The 18,127-nt window shown below is 68.0% G+C and carries 19 protein-coding genes; 17 read left to right on the forward strand and 2 right to left on the reverse strand.

Annotation, left to right across the window (positions count from 1 at the left end; translation table 11 throughout):
• The first annotated feature begins 163 nt into the window (after positions 1 to 163).
• The 11 genes from AWB95_RS22450 (at position 164) to xerD (ending at position 11,307) form a co-directional block, all read left to right on the forward strand.
• Positions 164 to 952 carry a tetratricopeptide repeat protein gene (locus AWB95_RS22450; protein WP_238600954.1) on the forward strand — a complete coding sequence of 263 codons (789 nt, stop codon included), beginning with the start codon at positions 164 to 166 and terminating at the stop codon, positions 950 to 952.
• A 1-nt stretch (position 953) separates the two neighbouring features.
• Positions 954 to 1,958 (forward strand): HAD-IIA family hydrolase, encoded by a 1,005-nt coding sequence (locus AWB95_RS22455; protein ID WP_062540937.1) that lies wholly within the window; start codon positions 954 to 956, stop codon positions 1,956 to 1,958.
• A gap of 22 nt (positions 1,959 to 1,980) precedes the next feature.
• On the forward strand, positions 1,981 to 2,157 hold the full coding sequence (locus tag AWB95_RS23415) for a hypothetical protein (protein WP_099539790.1): 177 nt from the start codon (positions 1,981 to 1,983) through the stop codon (positions 2,155 to 2,157).
• Between the two features lie 4 nt (positions 2,158 to 2,161).
• Positions 2,162 to 2,965 carry a TlyA family RNA methyltransferase gene (locus AWB95_RS22460; protein WP_062540936.1) on the forward strand — a complete coding sequence of 268 codons (804 nt, stop codon included), beginning with the start codon at positions 2,162 to 2,164 and terminating at the stop codon, positions 2,963 to 2,965.
• Positions 2,962 to 3,885, forward strand: a complete 924-nt coding sequence (locus AWB95_RS22465) for an NAD kinase (protein ID WP_062540935.1) — start codon at positions 2,962 to 2,964, stop codon at positions 3,883 to 3,885. Before AWB95_RS22460 ends, AWB95_RS22465 begins: the two co-directional genes overlap by 4 nt.
• Before the next feature lie 2 nt (positions 3,886 to 3,887).
• Entirely contained in the window at positions 3,888 to 5,663 is a 1,776-nt protein-coding gene (gene recN, locus AWB95_RS22470; protein WP_062540934.1) for a DNA repair protein RecN, read from the forward strand.
• 102 nt (positions 5,664 to 5,765) lie between these two features.
• Positions 5,766 to 6,947 carry a putative cytokinetic ring protein SteA gene (gene steA, locus AWB95_RS22475; protein WP_062540933.1) on the forward strand — a complete coding sequence of 394 codons (1,182 nt, stop codon included), beginning with the start codon at positions 5,766 to 5,768 and terminating at the stop codon, positions 6,945 to 6,947.
• A gap of 4 nt (positions 6,948 to 6,951) precedes the next feature.
• Entirely contained in the window at positions 6,952 to 7,893 is a 942-nt protein-coding gene (locus AWB95_RS22480) for a copper transporter (RefSeq protein WP_085168666.1), read from the forward strand.
• Between the two features lie 102 nt (positions 7,894 to 7,995).
• Positions 7,996 to 9,747: a CTP synthase gene (pyrG, locus tag AWB95_RS22485; protein WP_062538624.1), complete on the forward strand. Its 1,752-nt coding sequence runs from the start codon at positions 7,996 to 7,998 to the stop codon at positions 9,745 to 9,747.
• Positions 9,740 to 10,363 carry an NUDIX domain-containing protein gene (locus tag AWB95_RS22490; protein WP_062538625.1) on the forward strand — a complete coding sequence of 208 codons (624 nt, stop codon included), beginning with the start codon at positions 9,740 to 9,742 and terminating at the stop codon, positions 10,361 to 10,363. Before pyrG ends, AWB95_RS22490 begins: the two co-directional genes overlap by 8 nt.
• Complete coding sequence (gene xerD, locus AWB95_RS22495; protein WP_062538626.1) at positions 10,360 to 11,307, forward strand: site-specific tyrosine recombinase XerD; 948 nt, start codon at positions 10,360 to 10,362, stop codon at positions 11,305 to 11,307. The genes AWB95_RS22490 and xerD overlap by 4 nt, the downstream gene beginning before the upstream one ends.
• Positions 11,308 to 11,386: 79 nt before the next feature.
• Here xerD and AWB95_RS22500 read toward each other — a convergent pair whose 3' ends face one another.
• The gene (locus AWB95_RS22500) at positions 11,387 to 12,139 is read right to left on the reverse strand and encodes an O-methyltransferase (RefSeq protein WP_062538627.1); all 753 of its coding nucleotides are present in this window, start codon (positions 12,137 to 12,139) and stop codon (positions 11,387 to 11,389) included.
• A gap of 177 nt (positions 12,140 to 12,316) precedes the next feature.
• Here AWB95_RS22500 and AWB95_RS22505 point away from each other — a divergent pair, with 177 nt between their 5' ends.
• From AWB95_RS22505 to der, 6 genes are read left to right on the forward strand one after another with little or no spacing between them, the layout of a single operon-like run.
• A complete protein-coding gene (locus AWB95_RS22505; RefSeq protein WP_062538628.1) occupies positions 12,317 to 13,180 on the forward strand; it encodes a ParA family protein in 864 nt (287 codons plus the stop codon).
• Complete coding sequence (locus AWB95_RS22510) at positions 13,177 to 13,980, forward strand: segregation/condensation protein A (RefSeq protein WP_062538629.1); 804 nt, start codon at positions 13,177 to 13,179, stop codon at positions 13,978 to 13,980. Before AWB95_RS22505 ends, AWB95_RS22510 begins: the two co-directional genes overlap by 4 nt.
• Positions 13,977 to 14,663 carry an SMC-Scp complex subunit ScpB gene (scpB, locus tag AWB95_RS22515; RefSeq protein WP_062538630.1) on the forward strand — a complete coding sequence of 229 codons (687 nt, stop codon included), beginning with the start codon at positions 13,977 to 13,979 and terminating at the stop codon, positions 14,661 to 14,663. The genes AWB95_RS22510 and scpB overlap by 4 nt, the downstream gene beginning before the upstream one ends.
• Positions 14,660 to 15,403, forward strand: coding sequence for a pseudouridine synthase (locus AWB95_RS22520; RefSeq protein ID WP_062538631.1), 744 nt, complete (start codon positions 14,660 to 14,662; stop codon positions 15,401 to 15,403). Before scpB ends, AWB95_RS22520 begins: the two co-directional genes overlap by 4 nt.
• Positions 15,400 to 16,077 carry a (d)CMP kinase gene (gene cmk / locus AWB95_RS22525; protein ID WP_062538632.1) on the forward strand — a complete coding sequence of 226 codons (678 nt, stop codon included), beginning with the start codon at positions 15,400 to 15,402 and terminating at the stop codon, positions 16,075 to 16,077. The genes AWB95_RS22520 and cmk overlap by 4 nt, the downstream gene beginning before the upstream one ends.
• Complete coding sequence (gene der, locus AWB95_RS22530; protein WP_085168667.1) at positions 16,074 to 17,450, forward strand: ribosome biogenesis GTPase Der; 1,377 nt, start codon at positions 16,074 to 16,076, stop codon at positions 17,448 to 17,450. The genes cmk and der overlap by 4 nt, the downstream gene beginning before the upstream one ends.
• Here the strand turns inward: der and AWB95_RS22535 are convergent.
• Positions 17,442 to 18,127, reverse strand: a 686-nt coding sequence (locus tag AWB95_RS22535) for an HNH endonuclease signature motif containing protein (protein ID WP_139818541.1), incomplete at its 5' end; no start/stop codon positions are given. The genes der and AWB95_RS22535 overlap by 9 nt on opposite strands.

The following is an 18,127-nucleotide window of genomic DNA, read 5'->3' on the forward strand; positions in this document are numbered from 1 at the left end:
ACCCACCCCGGGTGGAAAAGTAGGACACCGCCGAACACCCACAAAAAAGGGCACCCACAAGGTGCCCTTTTTTAATTTGCAGAAATTGCGCTTGACCGATGCTTAATTATGGCGCCGTTGAATGTACCCGTATCCTTTGATCCAGGGATGTAATCGGAGGTGAATGGCACGAGTGGACACGCACAACGGCCGGGAGGAACGGGGACGGCGGCGCGGGCCGCGAGGGCCCCAATCGGGCCCGGGCCGGGCGCGCCGAGCCCAGCCGCAACCCCCGCACAACGACGACAACCGCGCTACACCGCCGGTCCCACCCGACATCGAGCCGCGCCAACTCGCGCCCGAAATCCGGCGTGAGCTCAGCACTTTGGACCGGGCCACCGCCGATGCCGTGGCCCGCCACCTGGTCGCTGCCGGTGAGTTGCTCGACGATGACCCGCAAGCCGCGCTGGAGCACGCGCGGGCGGCCCGCGCCCGGTCCGGCCGCATCGCCGCGGTCCGCGAAGCGGTCGGGATCGCGGCTTACCGTTGCGGCGACTGGGCGCAAGCCCTGGCGGAGTTGCGGGCCGCCCGCCGGATGGGCAGCAAATCGTCGCTGCTTGCGCTGATCGCCGATTGCGAACGCGGTCTCGGCCGGCCCGAACGCGCCGTCGAGTTGGCGCGCGGCCCCGAAGCGGCGCAACTCAGCGGCGATGACGCCGATGAGCTGCGCATTGTCGCCGCGGGCGCCCGCGCGGACCTCGGCCAGCTCGAACAGGCGCTGATGGTGCTGTCCACCCCGCAGCTCGATCCGGCGCGCACCGGAACGACCGCCGCCCGGTTGTTCTACGCCTACGCCGACACACTGCTGGCCCTCGACCGCGGCGACGAGGCGCTGCAGTGGTTCCTGCGCGCCGCGGCCGCCGATGTCGACGGTGTCACCGACGCCGAAGACCGGGTGAGTGAGCTCGGCTGACGTGGGAACGCTTGCGCAGGACTACGATTGCCTGCTTCTGGACCTCGACGGCACGGTGTTTCGCGGTCACCAGCTGACCGACGGCGCGGTGGAGTCGCTGGACAAGGCGCCCGGCCGCAAGCTGTTCATCACCAACAACGCCTCCCGTAGCGCGGACGAGGTGGCGGCCCATCTACGCGATCTCGGCCTGGACGCCACCGGCGACGCCGTCGTCACCAGCGCGCACACCGCCGCCCACGTGCTGGCCGGCCAGCTGCCCCCCGACTCCCGCGTGCTGATCGTCGGCACCGAGTCGCTGGCCGACGAGATCGCCGCGGTCGGATTGCAGCCGGTGCGGCTGGCGCAGGACAAGCCCGACGCCGTCGTGCAGGGCCACTCGCCGCAAACCTGCTGGACGGACCTGGCCGAGGCCGCGTTGGCTATCCGGGCCGGGGCGCTGTGGGTGGCAGCCAACGTCGACCCCACCCTGCCGTCGGAGCGCGGACTGCTGCCCGGCAACGGGGCTATGGTGGCCGCGCTGAAAACCGCCACCGACGCCGAACCGCAGATAGCCGGCAAACCGGCGCCCGCGCTTATCGAAGATGCGTTGGCGCGCGGCGACTTTCGCGCACCGCTGGTTGTCGGGGACCGGCTGGACACCGATATCGCCGGGGCCAACGCGGCAGGGCTGCCCAGCATGATGGTGCTCACCGGGGTCAATTCCGCGCGCGATGCGGTGCATGCCATACCTGCACAACGGCCCACGCATATTGGCCACGACTTGCGCTCCCTGCACCAGGAGACCGACGTGGTCGCGGTAGCGCCACAGCGGGCCTGGCATGTCGAGATTCGAGATGCAACGCTGACCGTCAGCAGCCGCGGTGACGACGAGGGCGGCGACGGCTTGTCGATTGTTCGTGCCGTTGCCAGCGCGGTGTGGGACGCGGATACCGACGACGGCCCCGTCACCATCAAGGCGGGCGACGACACCGCCCGTAACGCCCTGCAGCGCTGGTCCCTGGCGTAAATCGGCTAGCGTTAGGAGCGCAATGACTATGGAACCTGATCAGATTCGCGCCCAGATCGACGCTGTGCTCGCCGAGCTGCCCGAGCTTGACGACGACGTGAACGAGCTTGACGAGGCCAAACTCGAGGAAATAGCGCGCCGTCTTTCCGAGGCGCACGACACGCTGGTGCGCGCTCTGGAGATGGCGGAGAAGGGCTGACTGCGTGCCACGGCGTGCCCGTGTTGACGTCGAATTGGTTCGGCGCGGACTGGCGCGATCCCGCCAGCAGGCCGCCGAACTGATCGGTGCCGGCAAGGTGAGCATCGACGGCATGCCGGCGGTCAAACCCGCCACCGCAGTCGCGGTCACCGCGACCCTGCGTGTGGCCGACGATGCCGACCGCGCCTGGGTGTCGCGTGGTGCCCACAAACTGATCGGTGCGCTCGACACCTTCGGCATCAGCGTCGAAGGCCGTCGCTGTCTGGACGCCGGCGCGTCAACCGGTGGATTCACGCAAGTGCTGCTGGACCGCGGAGCCCGTGAGGTGATTGCCGCGGACGTCGGCTACGGCCAGCTGGCCTGGCCGCTGCGCTCGGATCCACGGGTCGTCGTCGTCGAGCGAACCAATGCCCGGAACTTGTCGGCGGCGGTCATCGGCGGCCCGGTCGACGTGATAGTGGCCGACCTGTCGTTCATCTCGCTGACGACGGTGTTGCCCGCGCTGGCTGAGTGCGCGTCGCCCGGCGCCGATATCGTTCCCATGGTGAAGCCGCAGTTCGAGGTGGGCAAAGGCCAGGTCGGAGCCGGCGGAGTGGTACACGATCCGGCGTTGCGGGCCGACGCCGTACTCAGCGTGGCGCGAACCGCCGAAAAACTGGGCTGGCACACGATCGCCGTCACCGCCAGCCCGCTACCGGGGCCGTCGGGCAACGTCGAATACTTCCTGTGGCTGCGCACGAATCAAGGCTTGTTGGACGATGCGCTGGTGCGCGCAGTGACCGACGCCGTCGCCGAGGGGCCGCAATGACCAAGGAACGCACTGTTCTGCTGGTGGTGCACACCGGCCGCGAGGAGGCGACCGAGACCGCGCGCCGTGTCGAGAAAGTGCTGGGCGACAACGGCATTGGGCTGCGCATGCTGTCGGCCGAGGCTGTCGACCGGGGATCGCTGCACTTGGCGCCCGACGACATGCGCGCGTTGGGCGTCGACATCGACGTGGTCGACGCCGATCCGCGCGCCGCCGACGGATGCGAACTGGTGATTGTGCTCGGCGGCGACGGCACGTTCTTGCGAGCTGCCGAGCTGGCACGCAATGCGAGCATTCCGGTGCTGGGCGTCAACCTGGGCCGCATCGGCTTCTTGGCCGAAGCGGAGGCGGAGCATATCGACACCGTGCTCGAGCATGTCATCGCCCGGACCTACCGGGTGGAGGAGCGGTTGACGCTCGACGTCGCGGTCCGCGCCGGGGGCCGCGTCATCGACCGCGGATGGGCGCTCAACGACGCCAGCCTGGAGAAGGGTCCGCGACTGGGAGTCCTCGGCGTGGTCGTCGAGGTCGACGGCCGCCCGGTGTCGACGTTCGGCTGCGACGGGGTGCTGGTGTCGACACCGACCGGATCCACCGCGTACGCGTTCTCCGCCGGCGGGCCGGTGCTGTGGCCGGACCTGGAGGCAATCCTGGTGGTCCCCAACAACGCTCACGCGCTGTTCGCCCGGCCGATGGTGACCAGCCCCGACGCCACCGTCGCGATCGAAATCGAGGCGGGTGGGCACGACGCGCTGGTGTTCTGCGACGGCCGCCGGGAGATGCGGGTGCCCGCGGGCGGAAGGCTCGAGGTGACGCGGTGCGAGACGGCCGTGAAATGGGCGCGATTGGACAGTGCGCCGTTCACCGACCGTCTGGTGCGAAAGTTCCGGCTGCCGGTCACGGGCTGGCGCGGGCAATAGCCGTGCTGACCGAAATACGGATCGAGTCGCTCGGCGCCATCAGCGTCGCGACCGCGGAGTTCGACCGCGGCCTGACGGTGCTGACCGGCGAAACCGGCACCGGAAAGACCATGGTGGTCACCGGGCTGCACCTGCTCGGCGGCGCACGCGCCGACGCCACCCGGGTGCGTTCCGGAGCCGGCCGTGCGGTCGTCGAAGGTCGTTTCAGCACAGTCGATCTCGACGAGACCGCGGCATCACGCATCGACGGGATACTCGACGCCGCCGGGGCCGATCGGGACGAGGACGGCAGCGTGATCGCGTTGCGTTCGGTCAGCCGCGACGGGCCGTCACGCGCCTACCTCGGCGGCCGCAGCGTGCCGGCCAAGTCGCTGAGCGGTTTCACCGCGGAATTGCTTACCCTGCATGGGCAGAACGACCAGCTGCGCCTGATGCGGCCCGACGAGCAACGCGCTGCGCTCGACCGGTTCGCCGACGTCGGTGCGCGGCTGGAGCGATACCGCAAACTGCGCGACGCGTGGCTATCGGCGCGACGTGACCTCATCGACCGCAGCGACCGGGCACGCGAATTGGCGCAGGAGGCCGATCGGCTCAAATTCGCGTTGCACGAGATCGACATGGTGGACCCGGCGCCCGGTGAGGACGACGCGCTGATCGACGACATTCGCCGCCTCTCCGAACTGGATGCGTTGCGGGAGGCGGCCGCACGTGCCCGTGCGGCGTTGTCCGGAGCTGCCGAGGACACCGCGGAATCCGGGCCCGCCGCGGCGTCGGACTGCCTGGCCCGGGCCAAGGCGGCACTGGAGTCGACCGATGACACCACGCTGCGCGGGCTGGCCGATCAACTCGACGAGGCGCTGACGGTGGTCGACGATACCGCTCGGGAACTTGGCGCATACCTGAGCGAACTCCCCGCCGATGCCAGCGCATTGGACACCAAGCTGGCCCGTCAGGCCGAGTTGCGCACGCTGACCCGCAAATACGCCGCCGACATCGACGGAGTGCTGGCGTGGGCCCGCGAATCGCGAGAACGGCTGGCCCAGTTGGATGTATCCGAAGAAGCATTAACCGGGCTGCAGCGCCGCGTCGACGAATTGGCAGCCCAATTAGCCGACGCTGCAGCGGATCTCAGCAAGTCTCGCGGCCAAGCAGCCAAGCGACTGGCCAAAGCGGTCACCGCTGAGCTGTCCGGCCTCGCAATGGCCGACGCCGAATTCACGATCACGGTGACCACGCTGTCGGCCGGTGGCGACGACGCCGCCGCGCTGACGCTGCCTTCGGGAGCGCGCGTGCACGCCGGCGGGGACGGCATCGACCAGATCGAGTTCGGCTTCGCCGCCCACCGCGGCATGACGGTGCTGCCGTTGTCCAAGAGCGCGTCCGGCGGCGAGCTGTCCCGGGTGATGCTGGCCCTCGAGGTGGTGCTGGCGACATCGCGAAAACAGACGGCGGGCACCACGATGGTGTTCGACGAGGTCGACGCCGGCGTCGGTGGCCGGGCGGCGGTGCAGATCGGTCGCCGGCTGGCGCGGTTGGCCCGCAGCCAGCAGGTGATCGTGGTGACGCACCTGCCGCAGGTGGCCGCCTACGCCGACGTGCACCTGATGGTGGACAGCACCGGGCGGGACGGCGCCAGCGGGGTACGGCGTCTCGACGGCGACGAGCGGGTGGCCGAGCTGGCCAGGATGCTGGCCGGGCTCGGTGAGTCCGACAGCGGCCGCGCCCACGCCCGCGAACTGCTCGAGGCCGCGCAATGTGATCGGATCGCGGCCTCCTGACCACTTCTTTGCTTGTGACAGATGTGACAAGATTCAACTTCTGAGGCTCCTGTTACGGCGCGCCTCCACGTCTGACCGCGGGTTCGCCGACAGAATCGCCGCATGAGGATGTCAGCGCTTTTGTCCCGTAACACCGAGCGGCCGGGTGTCGTCGGTACCGCCCGCGTCGACCGCGACATCGACCGGCTGCTGCGACGCGTATGCCCCGGCGACATCGTGGTGCTGGACGTGCTGGACCTGGACCGGATCACCGCCGACGCGCTCGTTGACGCCGAGATCGCCGCCGTCGTCAACGCGTCCCCGTCGGTGTCGGGACGCTATCCCAATCAGGGCCCAGAGGTGTTGGTGGCCAACGGTGTCACGCTCATCGACGAGACCGGCCCCGAGGTCTTCAAGAAGGTCAAGGACGGCGCCAAGATCCGGCTGTACAACGGCGGGGTCTACTCCGGCGATCGGCGGCTGGTCCGGGGCACCGAGCGCACGGACCACGAGATCGCCGACCTGATGCAGGAGGCCAAGAGCGGCCTGGTTGCGCACCTGGAAGCCTTCGCGGGCAACACAATTGAATTCATCCGCAGCGAAAGCCCGCTGCTGATCGACGGAATCGGCATCCCCGACATCGACGTCGATTTGCGCCGCCGGCACGTAGTGGTGGTCGGCGACGAGCCGCAGGCCGAGGAAGACCTCAAGCGCCTCAAGCCGTTCATCAAGGAATACCAACCCGTGCTGATCGGCGTCGGCACGGGCGCCGACGTGGTGCGCAAGGCGGGTTATCGCCCGCAGATCATCGTCGGTGACCCGAGCCAAATGAGCGCCGACGTCCTCAAATGCGGCGCGCAGGTGGTGTTGCCGGCCGACGCCGACGGCCACGCGCCCGGCCTGGAGCGCATCCAGGATCTCGGCGTCGGTGCAAGGACATTCCCGGCCGCCGGTTCCCCCATGGACCTGGCGCTGCTCCTGGCCGATCATCACGGCGCCGCATTGCTGGTGACCGCGGGGCATACCGCCAACATCGAGACGTTTTTCGACCGGACCCGCCAGCAGAGCAACCCCTCGACGTTCCTGACCCGGCTGCGGGTGGGGGAAAAGCTGGTGGACGCCAAGGCGGTTGCCACGTTGTACCGCAACCGGATTTCGGCCGGTGCCATCGCGTTCCTGGTGTTGGCGATGCTGATCGCGATCAGCATCATGCTGTGGGTCTCACGTACCGACGCCCTGGTGATGCACTGGGTCGTGGAGTACTGGAACCGATTCTCCCTCTGGGTCCAGGGCTGGGTCAGCTAGAACAGTGATCTCCCTACGGCACCACGCGATTTCGCTGGCCGCAGTGTTCCTTGCGCTGGCGGTCGGAGTCGTCCTGGGCTCGGGCGTGCTGTCGGACACATTGCTGTCGGGACTGCGCGAGGAAAAGCGCGATCTGCACTCCCAGATCAACTCACTGAACGACCAGAAAAACGTCTTGAATGAAAAGCTCACCGCGGCAAACGCTTTCGATGCGCAGATGGCGGGGCGGATTGTTCATGACGCGCTGACCGGCAAGTCCGTCGTCGTCTTCCGCACTCCGGATGCACACGACGACGACGTCGACGCGCTGTCGCAGGTCATCGGTCAGGCCGGGGGAGCGGTCAGCGGCACGGTGTCGCTGACGCAGGAGTTCGTCGACGCCAACTCCGCGGAGAAACTGCGTTCGGTGGTGAACTCGTCCATCGTGCCGGCGGGTGCCCAGTTGAGCACCAAGCTGGTGGACCAGGGCTCGCAGGCCGGCGACCTGCTGGGCATCGCACTATTGATCAACCGGGATCCTGCGGTTCTGCCCGTCGACGACACCCAGCGCGACACCGTGCTGGCTGCACTGCGCGACACCGGATTTATCGCCTACCGCGACCAGCACATCGGCGCATCCAACGCCGCGCTGGTGATCACCGGCGGCGGCCTCGGCGACGACGCCGGCAACCAGGGGGCGACCGTGGCGCGCTTCGCCGCGGGACTGGCCCCGCACGGTTCGGGCGTGGTGCTGGCCGGGCGCGACGGGTCGTCGGTCGGAACGGCCGCGGTCGCAGTGGCCCGCGCCGACGCGGGCGTCGCCTCGGCGATCAGCACCGTCGACGACGTGGACGCCGAACCCGGGCGGATCACCGCCGTCCTGGGGCTGGCCGACCTGGTCAACGGCGGACGCACCGGCCAGTACGGCATCGGTCACGGCGCCGGCGCCCTCACGGTCGCGCAGTAGCGGCGGCCGGGCGTGTCAGCGACCGGTCCGCGAGGTCAGTGTTAGGGTGGGGTTCCGTGGGTCGGAAGCCAACCCTGCGCCGTCTTCACGGAGGTTGCTCTTTTGCGTAAGCATCCGCAAACCGCCACCAAGCACCTCTTCGTCAGCGGCGGCGTCGTCTCCTCGCTTGGCAAAGGGTTGACCGCCAGCAGTCTCGGACAGTTGCTGACCGCGCGCGGGTTGCAGGTGACGATGCAGAAGCTCGATCCCTACCTGAACGTCGACCCGGGCACCATGAACCCCTTCCAGCACGGCGAGGTTTTCGTCACAGAGGACGGCGCCGAGACCGATCTCGACGTCGGTCATTACGAGCGGTTCCTCGACCGTGACCTGTCTGGTTCGGCGAATGTCACTACCGGACAGGTGTATTCGACGGTGATCGCCAAGGAACGCCGGGGCGAATACCTCGGTGACACCGTCCAGGTGATCCCGCATATCACCGACGAGATCAAGCGGCGGATCCTGGCGATGGCCGAGCCGGACGCCGACGGCAACCGTCCAGACGTCGTGATCACCGAAATCGGCGGCACCGTAGGCGATATCGAGTCACAGCCGTTCCTGGAGGCGGCACGTCAGGTGCGTCACGACCTCGGCCGGGAGAACGTCTTTTTCCTGCACGTGTCGCTGGTGCCCTATCTGGCGCCATCAGGCGAATTGAAGACCAAACCGACCCAGCACTCGGTGGCGGCGCTGCGCAGCATCGGTATCACGCCGGATGCGTTGATCCTGCGCTGTGACCGCGACGTTCCCGAGCCGCTGAAGAACAAGATCGCGCTGATGTGTGACGTCGATATCGACGGCGTCATCTCCACGCCCGACGCGCCCTCGATCTACGACATCCCCAAGGTGCTGCACCGCGAGGAGCTCGACGCGTACGTGGTGCGCCGGCTCAACCTGCCGTTCCGCGACGTCGACTGGACCGAATGGGACGACCTGCTGCGACGGGTGCACGAGCCGCACGAGACCGTGCGAATTGCTTTGGTGGGCAAGTACGTCGACCTTTCCGATGCCTACCTTTCGGTCGCCGAGGCGCTGCGCGCCGGCGGGTTCAAGCACCATGCCAAGGTCGAGATGCGCTGGGTGGCCTCCGACGACTGCGAAACCGCAAGCGGCGCCGCGGCAGTGCTGGGCGACGTGGACGGTGTACTGATCCCCGGCGGGTTCGGTATCCGCGGTATCGAAGGCAAGATCGGCGCCATCAGCTATGCGCGGTCCAGGGGACTGCCAGTGCTGGGCCTGTGTCTTGGTTTGCAGTGCATCGTGATCGAAGCCGCTCGTTCGGTCGGCCTGACGCAGGCCAACTCCGCCGAGTTCGACCCGGCAACGCCAGACCCCGTCATCTCCACGATGGCCGACCAGCAGGACATCGTCGCGGGCGAGGCGGATCTCGGCGGCACCATGCGGCTCGGCTCCTACCCCGCGGTGCTCGAGCCGGATTCCATTGTCGCGCAGGCATATCAGTCGACACAAGTGACCGAGCGACACCGACATCGCTACGAAGTCAACAACGCCTACCGCGAGAAGATCGCCGAAAGCGGGCTGAAATTTTCCGGCACGTCGCCCGACGGCCATCTGGTCGAGTTCGTCGAATATCCCGCCGAGACTTACCCGTTCATCGTCGGCACCCAAGCGCATCCCGAACTGAAGAGCCGGCCCACCCGTCCGCACCCGTTGTTCGCTGCATTCGTGGGGGCGGCGCTGGACTACAAGGCGGCCGAGCGGCTGCCGGTGGAGATCCCCGAGCACCGGGCCAACGGCAACGAACACCGCGACGGCGTCAGCGCCTCACTAGCCGAACCCGTGACCCGTGGGTGAGCACGTTTTCGAGACCACGTCGTCCGAAACACTGCACACCGGAAAGATATTCGCGCTTCGCACCGACCATGTCCGGATGCCTGGCGGTAAAACGGTCACCCGCGAGGTGGTCGAGCACTACGGTGCGGTTGCCGTCGTCGCGCTGGACGACGAAGGCAACCTCCCACTGGTCTACCAGTACCGCCACCCGTTCGGCAGACGGCTGTGGGAGCTGCCGGCAGGCCTGCTCGATGTCGACGGTGAGTCGCCACATCTGACCGCGGCACGGGAACTGCGTGAAGAGGCGGGCCTGCAGGCCGAGACTTGGCACGTGCTGGTCGATCTCGATTCCACGCCCGGATTCAGCGACGAGTCGGTGCGGGTCTACCTGGCCACCGGTTTGGCGCAAGTGGACCGACCCGAGGCGCACGACGAAGAGGCCGACATGACGTTGCGCTGGTTTGCCCTCGACGAGGCGGTCCATCAGGTGTTCAGCGGTGAGATCGTGAATTCCCTTGCAGTTTCCGGGATTTTAGCCGCCCACGCGGTGCGCCGCGGTATCGCCGAGCCGCGGCCGGTGGACGCGCCTTGGATTGACAAGCCGACGGCGTTCGCGAAACGACAGGCCGCACGATGACGACGTTAGCGCCGCCGCTGGAGTCACAGCTGCAGGGTTATCTCGATCATCTGACGATCGAGCGGGGGGTGGCGGCCAACACGTTGAGCTCGTACCGTCGCGACCTGCGTCGCTACTCCGAGCACCTGGCGCTGCGCGGCATCGACGATTTGGCCAAGGTGACCGAGGACGACGTCAGCGACTTCCTGGTGGCGCTGCGGCAGGGCAACCCGGAGGCCGGTGTGTCGCCGCTGTCGGCGGTGTCGGCGGCGCGGACGCTGATCGCGGTGCGCGGCCTGCACCGGTTCGCCGCGGCGGAAGGGCTGGCCGAACTGGACGTGGCGCGCGCGGTCAAGCCGCCGACGCCGGGGCGCCGGCTGCCGAAAAGCCTATCTGTGGACGAGGTTTTGGCGCTGCTGGACGGTGCCGGCGGCGACGGTCCCTCGGACGGGCCGCTGACGTTGCGCAACCGGGCGCTGCTGGAGCTGCTGTACTCCACCGGGGCCCGGATTTCCGAGGCGGTGGGACTCGACGTGGACGACGTCGACACGCACGACCGGTCGGTGCTGCTGCGCGGCAAGGGCGGAAAGCAGCGGCTGGTGCCGGTGGGGCGTCCGGCCGTGCAGGCCCTGGACGCCTACTTGGTGCGGGGGAGGCCGGACCTGGCGCGGCGTGGGCGCGGCACACCGGCGATCTTCCTCAACGCCCGCGGCAGCCGGTTGTCGCGGCAAAGCGCCTGGCAGGTACTGCAGGACGCCGCCGAACGGGCCGGCATCACCTCGGGGGTGTCACCGCACACGCTGCGGCATTCATTCGCCACACATCTGCTGGACGGCGGCGCCGACGTGCGGGTGGTCCAGGAGCTGTTAGGCCACGCCTCCGTGACGACGACGCAGATCTACACGCTGGTGACCGTGCATGCGCTGCGCGAGGTGTGGGCCGGGGCCCACCCGCGGGCGCGCTAACCCCTCTTTGCCGCGAGCGTGCGTGTCCACGGCCGACACGCCGACACGAAACCCGGTTCTGCGCACACTCGCGCAGCGCTTACCCCAGGTACTCCGACTCCAGCACCAGATCGGAGATCAGGCTCTGGTATTCGAGGTGCGCCTTGTGTTCGTTGGTGTTCCACAGCGTGCCCTGCTGGCGGCGCATGTACTCGCGATACTTCGGCGCGCCGGGCACTTTAACGTTGTCGGCGACCACGATCGAACCCGGATGCAGCCAGCCGCGGTCCACGATGCTCTGCAGATCGGTCAGGTACGCGTCCTTGTCGTGGTCGAGGAATAGAAAGTCCAGGGCGCCCGCGGTAAACCCGTGCTCGGTGGCCAGCGTCTCCAGCGTGCGGCCGCCGTCGCCGATCGTGCCGACCACGCACGTCACCCGGTCGGCGACCCCGGCATGCGCCCAGATCTCCCGGGCGTTGACGGCGTTGGCCTCGGCGAGCTCGACGGAATACACCTTGGCGGCCGGGGCGGCCCGGGCGATCCGCAGCGCGCCGTAGCCGCAATAGGTGCCCAGCTCCAGCGCCAGCTTCGGGTCGGCGCGCCGGACCGCCGCGTCGAGCAACTTCCCCTTCTCGTCGCCGACGTTGATCAGCAGCGACTTCTCGTAGGCGAACCGGTCGATGGCGGCCAGCACGTCGTCGATGTCGTCGGCTTTCGCGTTCTTCAGCACGTAGGCGACGGCGGCGGCCTCACGCCCGTCGCCGATCTGCCCGGTCGTGGTGATGTTGCGGGCACCAGTCGCCATCCGCCAGACCGACCACCGCAGAAACGGGATGCGTTGTTTGAGGCCCATGTGGCACCACGCTAGTCGTCCGGTGAATTCGCTGGTTACCTTGCCTGCGGGTCTTCCGGCGCGACCACGCAAAACCGCTACACTTTCCTGCGATGTCCGCCATTACCCGAACGCTCTGGGCATGAGCCGCGCCGACGACGATGGTGCCGGCGTAGCCGGGACGCAGGAGCGGCGCTAATGACCGACGACGCCGACAGCAGCGCCGAGGTCGGCCTGACCGGGCGGCCGCCGCGGACAATTCCCGAACCCAAACCCAAGACCGCGCACGGCCCGGCGAAGGTCGTCGCGATGTGCAACCAGAAGGGCGGCGTCGGCAAAACCACGTCGGCGATCAACCTGGGGGCCGCGCTGGCCGACTACGGCCGCCGAGTGCTGCTGGTGGACATGGATCCGCAGGGTGCGCTGTCCGCGGGTCTGGGCGTGCCGCACTACGAACTGGACCACACCATCCACAACCTGCTGGTCGAACCGCGGGTGTCGATCGAGGACGTGCTGGTCCACACCCGGGTCAAGCACATGGATCTGGTGCCGTCGAACATCGATCTGTCGGCGGCCGAGATCCAGCTGGTCAACGAGGTGGGCCGCGAGCAAACGCTGGCGCGTGCCCTGCATCCCGTGCTGGACCGCTACGACTACGTGCTGATCGACTGCCAGCCGTCGCTGGGTCTGCTGACCGTCAACGGGCTGGCCGGTTCCGACGGCGTCATCATTCCCACCGAGTGCGAGTACTTTTCGCTGCGCGGTTTGGCGCTTTTGACCGACACCGTCGACAAGGTGCGTGACCGGCTCAATCCCAAGCTCGAGATCAGCGGCATCCTCATCACGCGTTTCGACCCGCGCACCGTCAACTCCCGCGAAGTGATGGCCCGGGTGGTGGAGCGGTTCGGCGACCTGGTGTTCGACACCGTCATCACCCGGACGGTCCGCTTCCCGGAGACCAGCGTGGCCGGCGAACCGATCACGACATGGGCGCCGAAATCGACCGGTGCGCAGGCCTACCGCTCGCTGGCACGCGAGGTCATCGCCCGGTTCGGCGCGTGAGCAACCCGGACACCGCGACGCACAACGGCTTCCAGGTCAGGCTGACCAATTTCGAGGGGCCGTTCGACCTGTTGCTGCAACTGATCTTCGCGCACCGCCTCGACGTCACCGAGGTGGCGCTGCACCAGGTCACCGACGACTTCATCGCCTACACCCGGGCGATCGGCCCACAGTTGGCGCTGGACGAGACCACCGCGTTCCTGGTGATCGCCGCGACGTTGCTCGACCTCAAGGCGGCGCGGCTGCTGCCGTCCGGCCAGGTCGACGACGAGGAGGATCTGGCGCTGCTGGAGGTGCGCGACCTGCTGTTCGCCCGGCTGCTGCAGTACCGGGCGTTCAAGCACGTCGCGCAGATGTTCGCCGAGCTGGAGGCCGCCGCGCTGCGCAGCTATCCCCGGGCGGTGTCGCTAGAGGACCGGTTCGCCGGGCTGCTGCCCGAGGTGATGCTGGGCGTCGACGCGGAGCGGTTCGCGCAGATCGCCGCCGCCGCATTCACCCCGCGGCCGGTGCCGACGGTGGCCACCGAGCATCTGCATGAGCTGATGGTGTCGGTGCCCGAGCAGGCGGGTCAGCTGCTCTCGCTGCTGGAGTCACGCGGGATCGGGCAGTGGGCGTCGTTTTCCGAGCTGGTCGCCGATTGCCGGGTGCCGATCGAGATCGTCGGCCGGTTCCTGGCGCTGCTCGAACTGTATCGGGCCCGGGCGGTAGCATTCGACCAGTCAGAACCGCTTGGTGTGCTCCAGGTTTCATGGACCGGAGAACGGCCGACCAATGAAGACCTGGAAATTCGAGATCAATGAGCGAGCAACCATCCGATGCCGACCTGGGCATCGACGTCGCGACCGCACCGGAGCTGCCCGATGACGAGCTGGGCGCGGTGCTCGAGGCGTTGCTGCTGGTCGTCGACACCCCGGTGACCGTCGAGGCGCTGGCCACGGCCACCGAACAGCCGGTGTACCGGATCGCCGCCAAACTGCGGCTGATGGCCGACGAGCTCACCGCCCGTGACAGCGGTATCGACCTGCGCGAGGCCGGCGGCGGCTGGCGGATGTACACCCGCGCCCGCTACGCGCCGTACGTCGAGCGGCTGCTGCTGGACGGCTCCCGCTCGAAGCTGACCCGCGCCGCGCTGGAGACACTGGCGGTGGTGGCCTACCGCCAGCCGGTGACCCGAGCTCGGGTGAGCGCGGTGCGCGGGGTCAACGTCGACGCCGTGATGCGCACCCTGCTGGCGCGCGGCCTGATCACCGAGGCCGGCACCGATCCCGATACCGGCGCGACGACGTTCGCCACCACCGAGCTGTTCTTGGAGCGGCTGGGGTTGTCGTCGCTGGCCGATCTGCCCGACATCGCGCCGCTGCTTCCCGATGTCGACATGATCGATGATTTGAGCGAGTCACTGGACTCCGAACCACGATTCGTCAAACTCTCCGGCGCCCCCGAGCCGGATCAGCCGCTGGCGTTCGACGTGGACCAGGAATGACCGACGGTGTGCGCCTGCAGAAAGTGTTGTCGCAGGCCGGAATTGCATCACGGCGGGTCGCCGAAAAAATGATCACCGACGGCCGGGTCGAGGTCGACGGACAGCTGGTCACCGAATTGGGCACCCGGGTCGATCCGGACGTATCGGTGATCCGTGTCGACGGGGCGCGGATCGTCCTCGACGATTCGATGGTGTATCTGGCGCTCAACAAGCCGCGCGGCGTGCATTCGACGATGTCGGACGACCGCGGCCGGCCCTGCATCGGCGATCTGGTCGAGCATCGGGTGCGGGGAAAGCAGAAGGAGAAGCTTTTCCATGTCGGCCGGTTGGACGCCGACACGGAGGGCCTGATCCTGCTGACCAATGACGGTGAGCTGGCGCACCGGCTGATGCACCCCTCCTATGAGGTGCCCAAGACATACGTGGCGACGGTCGCCGGGTCGGTGCCCCGCGGGGTCGGCAAGAAGCTCCGCGCGGGAATCGAATTGGACGACGGGCCGGCGTCCGTCGACGATTTCGCGGTGGTGGACACCGTCCCCGGCAAGACGCTCGTGCGGGTGACGTTGCACGAAGGTCGCAAACGCATTGTGCGACGGCTGTTGGCCGCCGCCGGCTTCCCGGTGCAGGTATTGGTGCGCACCGAAATCGGCGCGGTGTCACTGGGACAGCAGCGGCCGGGCAGCGTACGCCCCTTGGGCCGCAATGAGATCGGCGAACTGTATCGGGCGGTCGGCCTGTGAGCGTGATTGTTGCCGTGGACGGACCCGCTGGAACCGGAAAGTCTTCGGTGTCAAGAGGTTTGGCGCGCGCACTGCGTGCGCGTTATTTGGACACCGGCGCGATGTATCGGATCGTGACGCTGGCGGTGCTGCGGGCCGGAATCGACCCCGCCGATGAGGCAGCGGTCGGAGACGTTGCGGCTGGGGTGCAGTTGTCAGTCGGCTACGACCCGGAGGCGGACCGCTGTTGCCTTGGCTCGGAAGATGTTTCGGTCGAGATCCGCGGTGACGAGGTAACCCGGGCGGTCTCGGCGGTGTCGTCCGTTCCCGCGGTACGGGCCCGACTGGTAGATCTGCAGCGTTCGCTGGCGGACGGCGGCAGCATCGTGGTCGAAGGTCGCGACATCGGGACCGTGGTGTTGCCCGACGCCGACGTGAAGATCTTCCTGACCGCATCAGCCGAGACACGCGCGCGTCGGCGCAATGAGCAGAACATCGCCGCGGGCCTGCCCGACGACTATGACGGCGTCCTGGCCGACGTACGCCGCCGCGATCATCTGGATTCGACGCGGGCGGTCTCGCCGCTGCGGGCCGCTGACGATGCGGTGGTCGTGGACACCAGCGAGATGACCGAAGACGAGGTGGTCGCTTATCTGCTGGAGTTGGTTGAACAACGAAGCGAGGCGATCCGGTGAGTGCAGACGGCACCTGGAGCGACGAAAGCGACTGGGACGTCGAGGCTTCCGGGCCGCCGCCGGTTGTGGCGGTGGTGGGCCGGCCCAATGTCGGCAAGTCGACGCTGGTCAATCGGATCCTGGGCCGCCGGGAGGCGGTAGTGCAGGACGTTCCGGGCGTGACCCGCGACCGGGTGTCGTATGACGCGCTGTGGACCGGGCGGCGTTTCGTTGTGCAGGACACCGGCGGCTGGGAACCCGACGCCAAGGGCTTGCAGCAGTTGGTGGCCGAGCAGGCGGCGGTGGCGATGCGCACCGCCGACGCGGTGGTCCTGGTGGTGGACGCGGTGGTGGGCGCGACCGCGGGCGACGATTCCGCGGCCCGGATCTTGCGTCGTGCCGGCAAGCCAGTGTTCTTGGCCGCCAACAAGGTTGACGGCGAGCGCGGCGAGGCGGACGCCGCGGCCCTGTGGTCGTTGGGGCTGGGCCAGCCGTATGCGATCAGCGCGATGCACGGCCGCGGCGTGGCCGACCTGCTCGACGACGTGGTTGCCGCGCTGCCGCAGGTGGCCGAATCGGCGGCGACGTCCGGCGGCCCGCGGCGGGTGGCTCTCGTCGGGAAACCCAATGTCGGTAAGAGTTCACTGCTGAACCGGCTGGCGGGGGATGAGTTGGCGGTGGTGCACGAGGTTGCCGGTACGACGGTCGATCCGGTGGACTCTCTGATCGAAATAGACGGCAAGGTCTGGCGTTTCGTCGACACTGCTGGTTTGCGCCGCAAGGTGGGGCAGGCCAGCGGACACGAGTTCTACGCGTCGGTGCGCACCCACGGCGCGATCGATGCCGCCGAGGTGGTGATCGTGTTGGTCGACGCGTCGGTGCCGTTGACCGAACAGGATCAGCGGGTGCTGTCCATGGTCATCGAGGCCGGGCGAGCGCTGGTGCTGGCGTTCAACAAGTGGGATCTGGTCGACGAGGATCGCCGCTATCTGCTGGAGCGGGAGATCGACCGCGAGCTGGTTCAGGTGCGCTGGGCGCAGCGGGTCAACATCTCCGCGAAGACGGGCCGGGCGGTGCAGAAGTTGGTGCCGGCGCTGGAAAGTGCTCTGGCGTCATGGGATACGCGGATCTCGACCGGTCGGTTGAACACCTGGATCAAGGAGGTGGTGGCCGCGACGCCGCCGCCGGTGCGCGGCGGACGGCAGCCCCGTATCCTGTTCGCCACCCAGGCAACCGCGCGCCCGCCGACGTTCGTGCTGTTCACCACCGGCTTCCTCGAGGCCGGCTACCGGCGATTCCTGGAGCGACGACTGCGCGAGACGTTCGGTTTCGAGGGCAGTCCGATCCGCATCAACGTCCGCGTGCGCGAGAAGCGGGGCGCTCGGTCACGCTGATCCCGGCGGGTCGTGGTTGGGTTTGTAGCGTTCGGGGTGGTGGTAGTTGTTGGTGCGGGGTTGGCCGTGGTCGAGGTGTGGTGGGGGGATCCATTGGGTTTGGCCGTCGGCTGTTTGTATTGTGAGCCAGCCGTTTTCGGCGATGCCGTTGTCGGGTTTGCAGGCCAGGGTCAAATCGGTGATGTCGGTTTTGCCGCCGCGGGCCCAGCTGGTCATGTGGTGGGCTTCAGACCAGTAGGCGGGCACGTCGCAGTTGGGGCGGGTGCAGCCGCGATCTCTGGCGTAGAGCACGATGCGCTGATCGGGTGAGGCGATGCGTTTGGTGCGGCCCAGATACAGCGGGCGGCTGTCGTGGTTGTCGAAGACCGCCAGGTAGTGGTGGGCGTGGCTGGCCATGCGGATCAGATCGCGCATCGGCAATAGGGTGCCGCCGGCGGTGACGGCATGCCCGCTGGCTGCGGTGAGCTCTTGCAGGGTGGTGGAGACGATCACGGTGACGGGCAGGCCCTTGTGCACGCCGAGTTTGGGGTCGCCGAGTTGGCCGCGCACCAGGGCGTTGAGGGCGTCGTGTTGGCGTTGGGCATGCCCGCGCGCGTCGCTGCGGGCCAGCTCCTCGGGCGCCTCGCCGGCGGTGCAGGGGTGGGGGTCCTCGGGGTTGCACATGCCGGGGGCGCTCC

The sequence above is a fragment of the Mycobacterium celatum genome (assembly GCF_002101595.1).
GTDB classification, from domain to species: Bacteria; Actinomycetota; Actinomycetes; order Mycobacteriales; family Mycobacteriaceae; genus Mycobacterium; species Mycobacterium celatum.

Coding starts and splice junctions, on each gene's coding strand:
- AWB95_RS22450 (WP_238600954.1), top strand. CDS start 164: ATGGCACGAGTGGACACGCACAACGGCCGGGAGGAACGGGGACGGCGG.
- AWB95_RS23415 (WP_099539790.1), top strand. CDS start 1,981: ATGACTATGGAACCTGATCAGATTCGCGCCCAGATCGACGCTGTGCTC.
- AWB95_RS22465 (WP_062540935.1), top strand. CDS start 2,962: ATGACCAAGGAACGCACTGTTCTGCTGGTGGTGCACACCGGCCGCGAG.
- steA (WP_062540933.1), top strand. CDS start 5,766: ATGAGGATGTCAGCGCTTTTGTCCCGTAACACCGAGCGGCCGGGTGTC.
- xerD (WP_062538626.1), top strand. CDS start 10,360: ATGACGACGTTAGCGCCGCCGCTGGAGTCACAGCTGCAGGGTTATCTC.
- AWB95_RS22500 (WP_062538627.1), bottom strand. CDS start 12,139: ATGGGCCTCAAACAACGCATCCCGTTTCTGCGGTGGTCGGTCTGGCGG.
- AWB95_RS22505 (WP_062538628.1), top strand. CDS start 12,317: ATGACCGACGACGCCGACAGCAGCGCCGAGGTCGGCCTGACCGGGCGG.
- scpB (WP_062538630.1), top strand. CDS start 13,977: ATGAGCGAGCAACCATCCGATGCCGACCTGGGCATCGACGTCGCGACC.
- AWB95_RS22520 (WP_062538631.1), top strand. CDS start 14,660: ATGACCGACGGTGTGCGCCTGCAGAAAGTGTTGTCGCAGGCCGGAATT.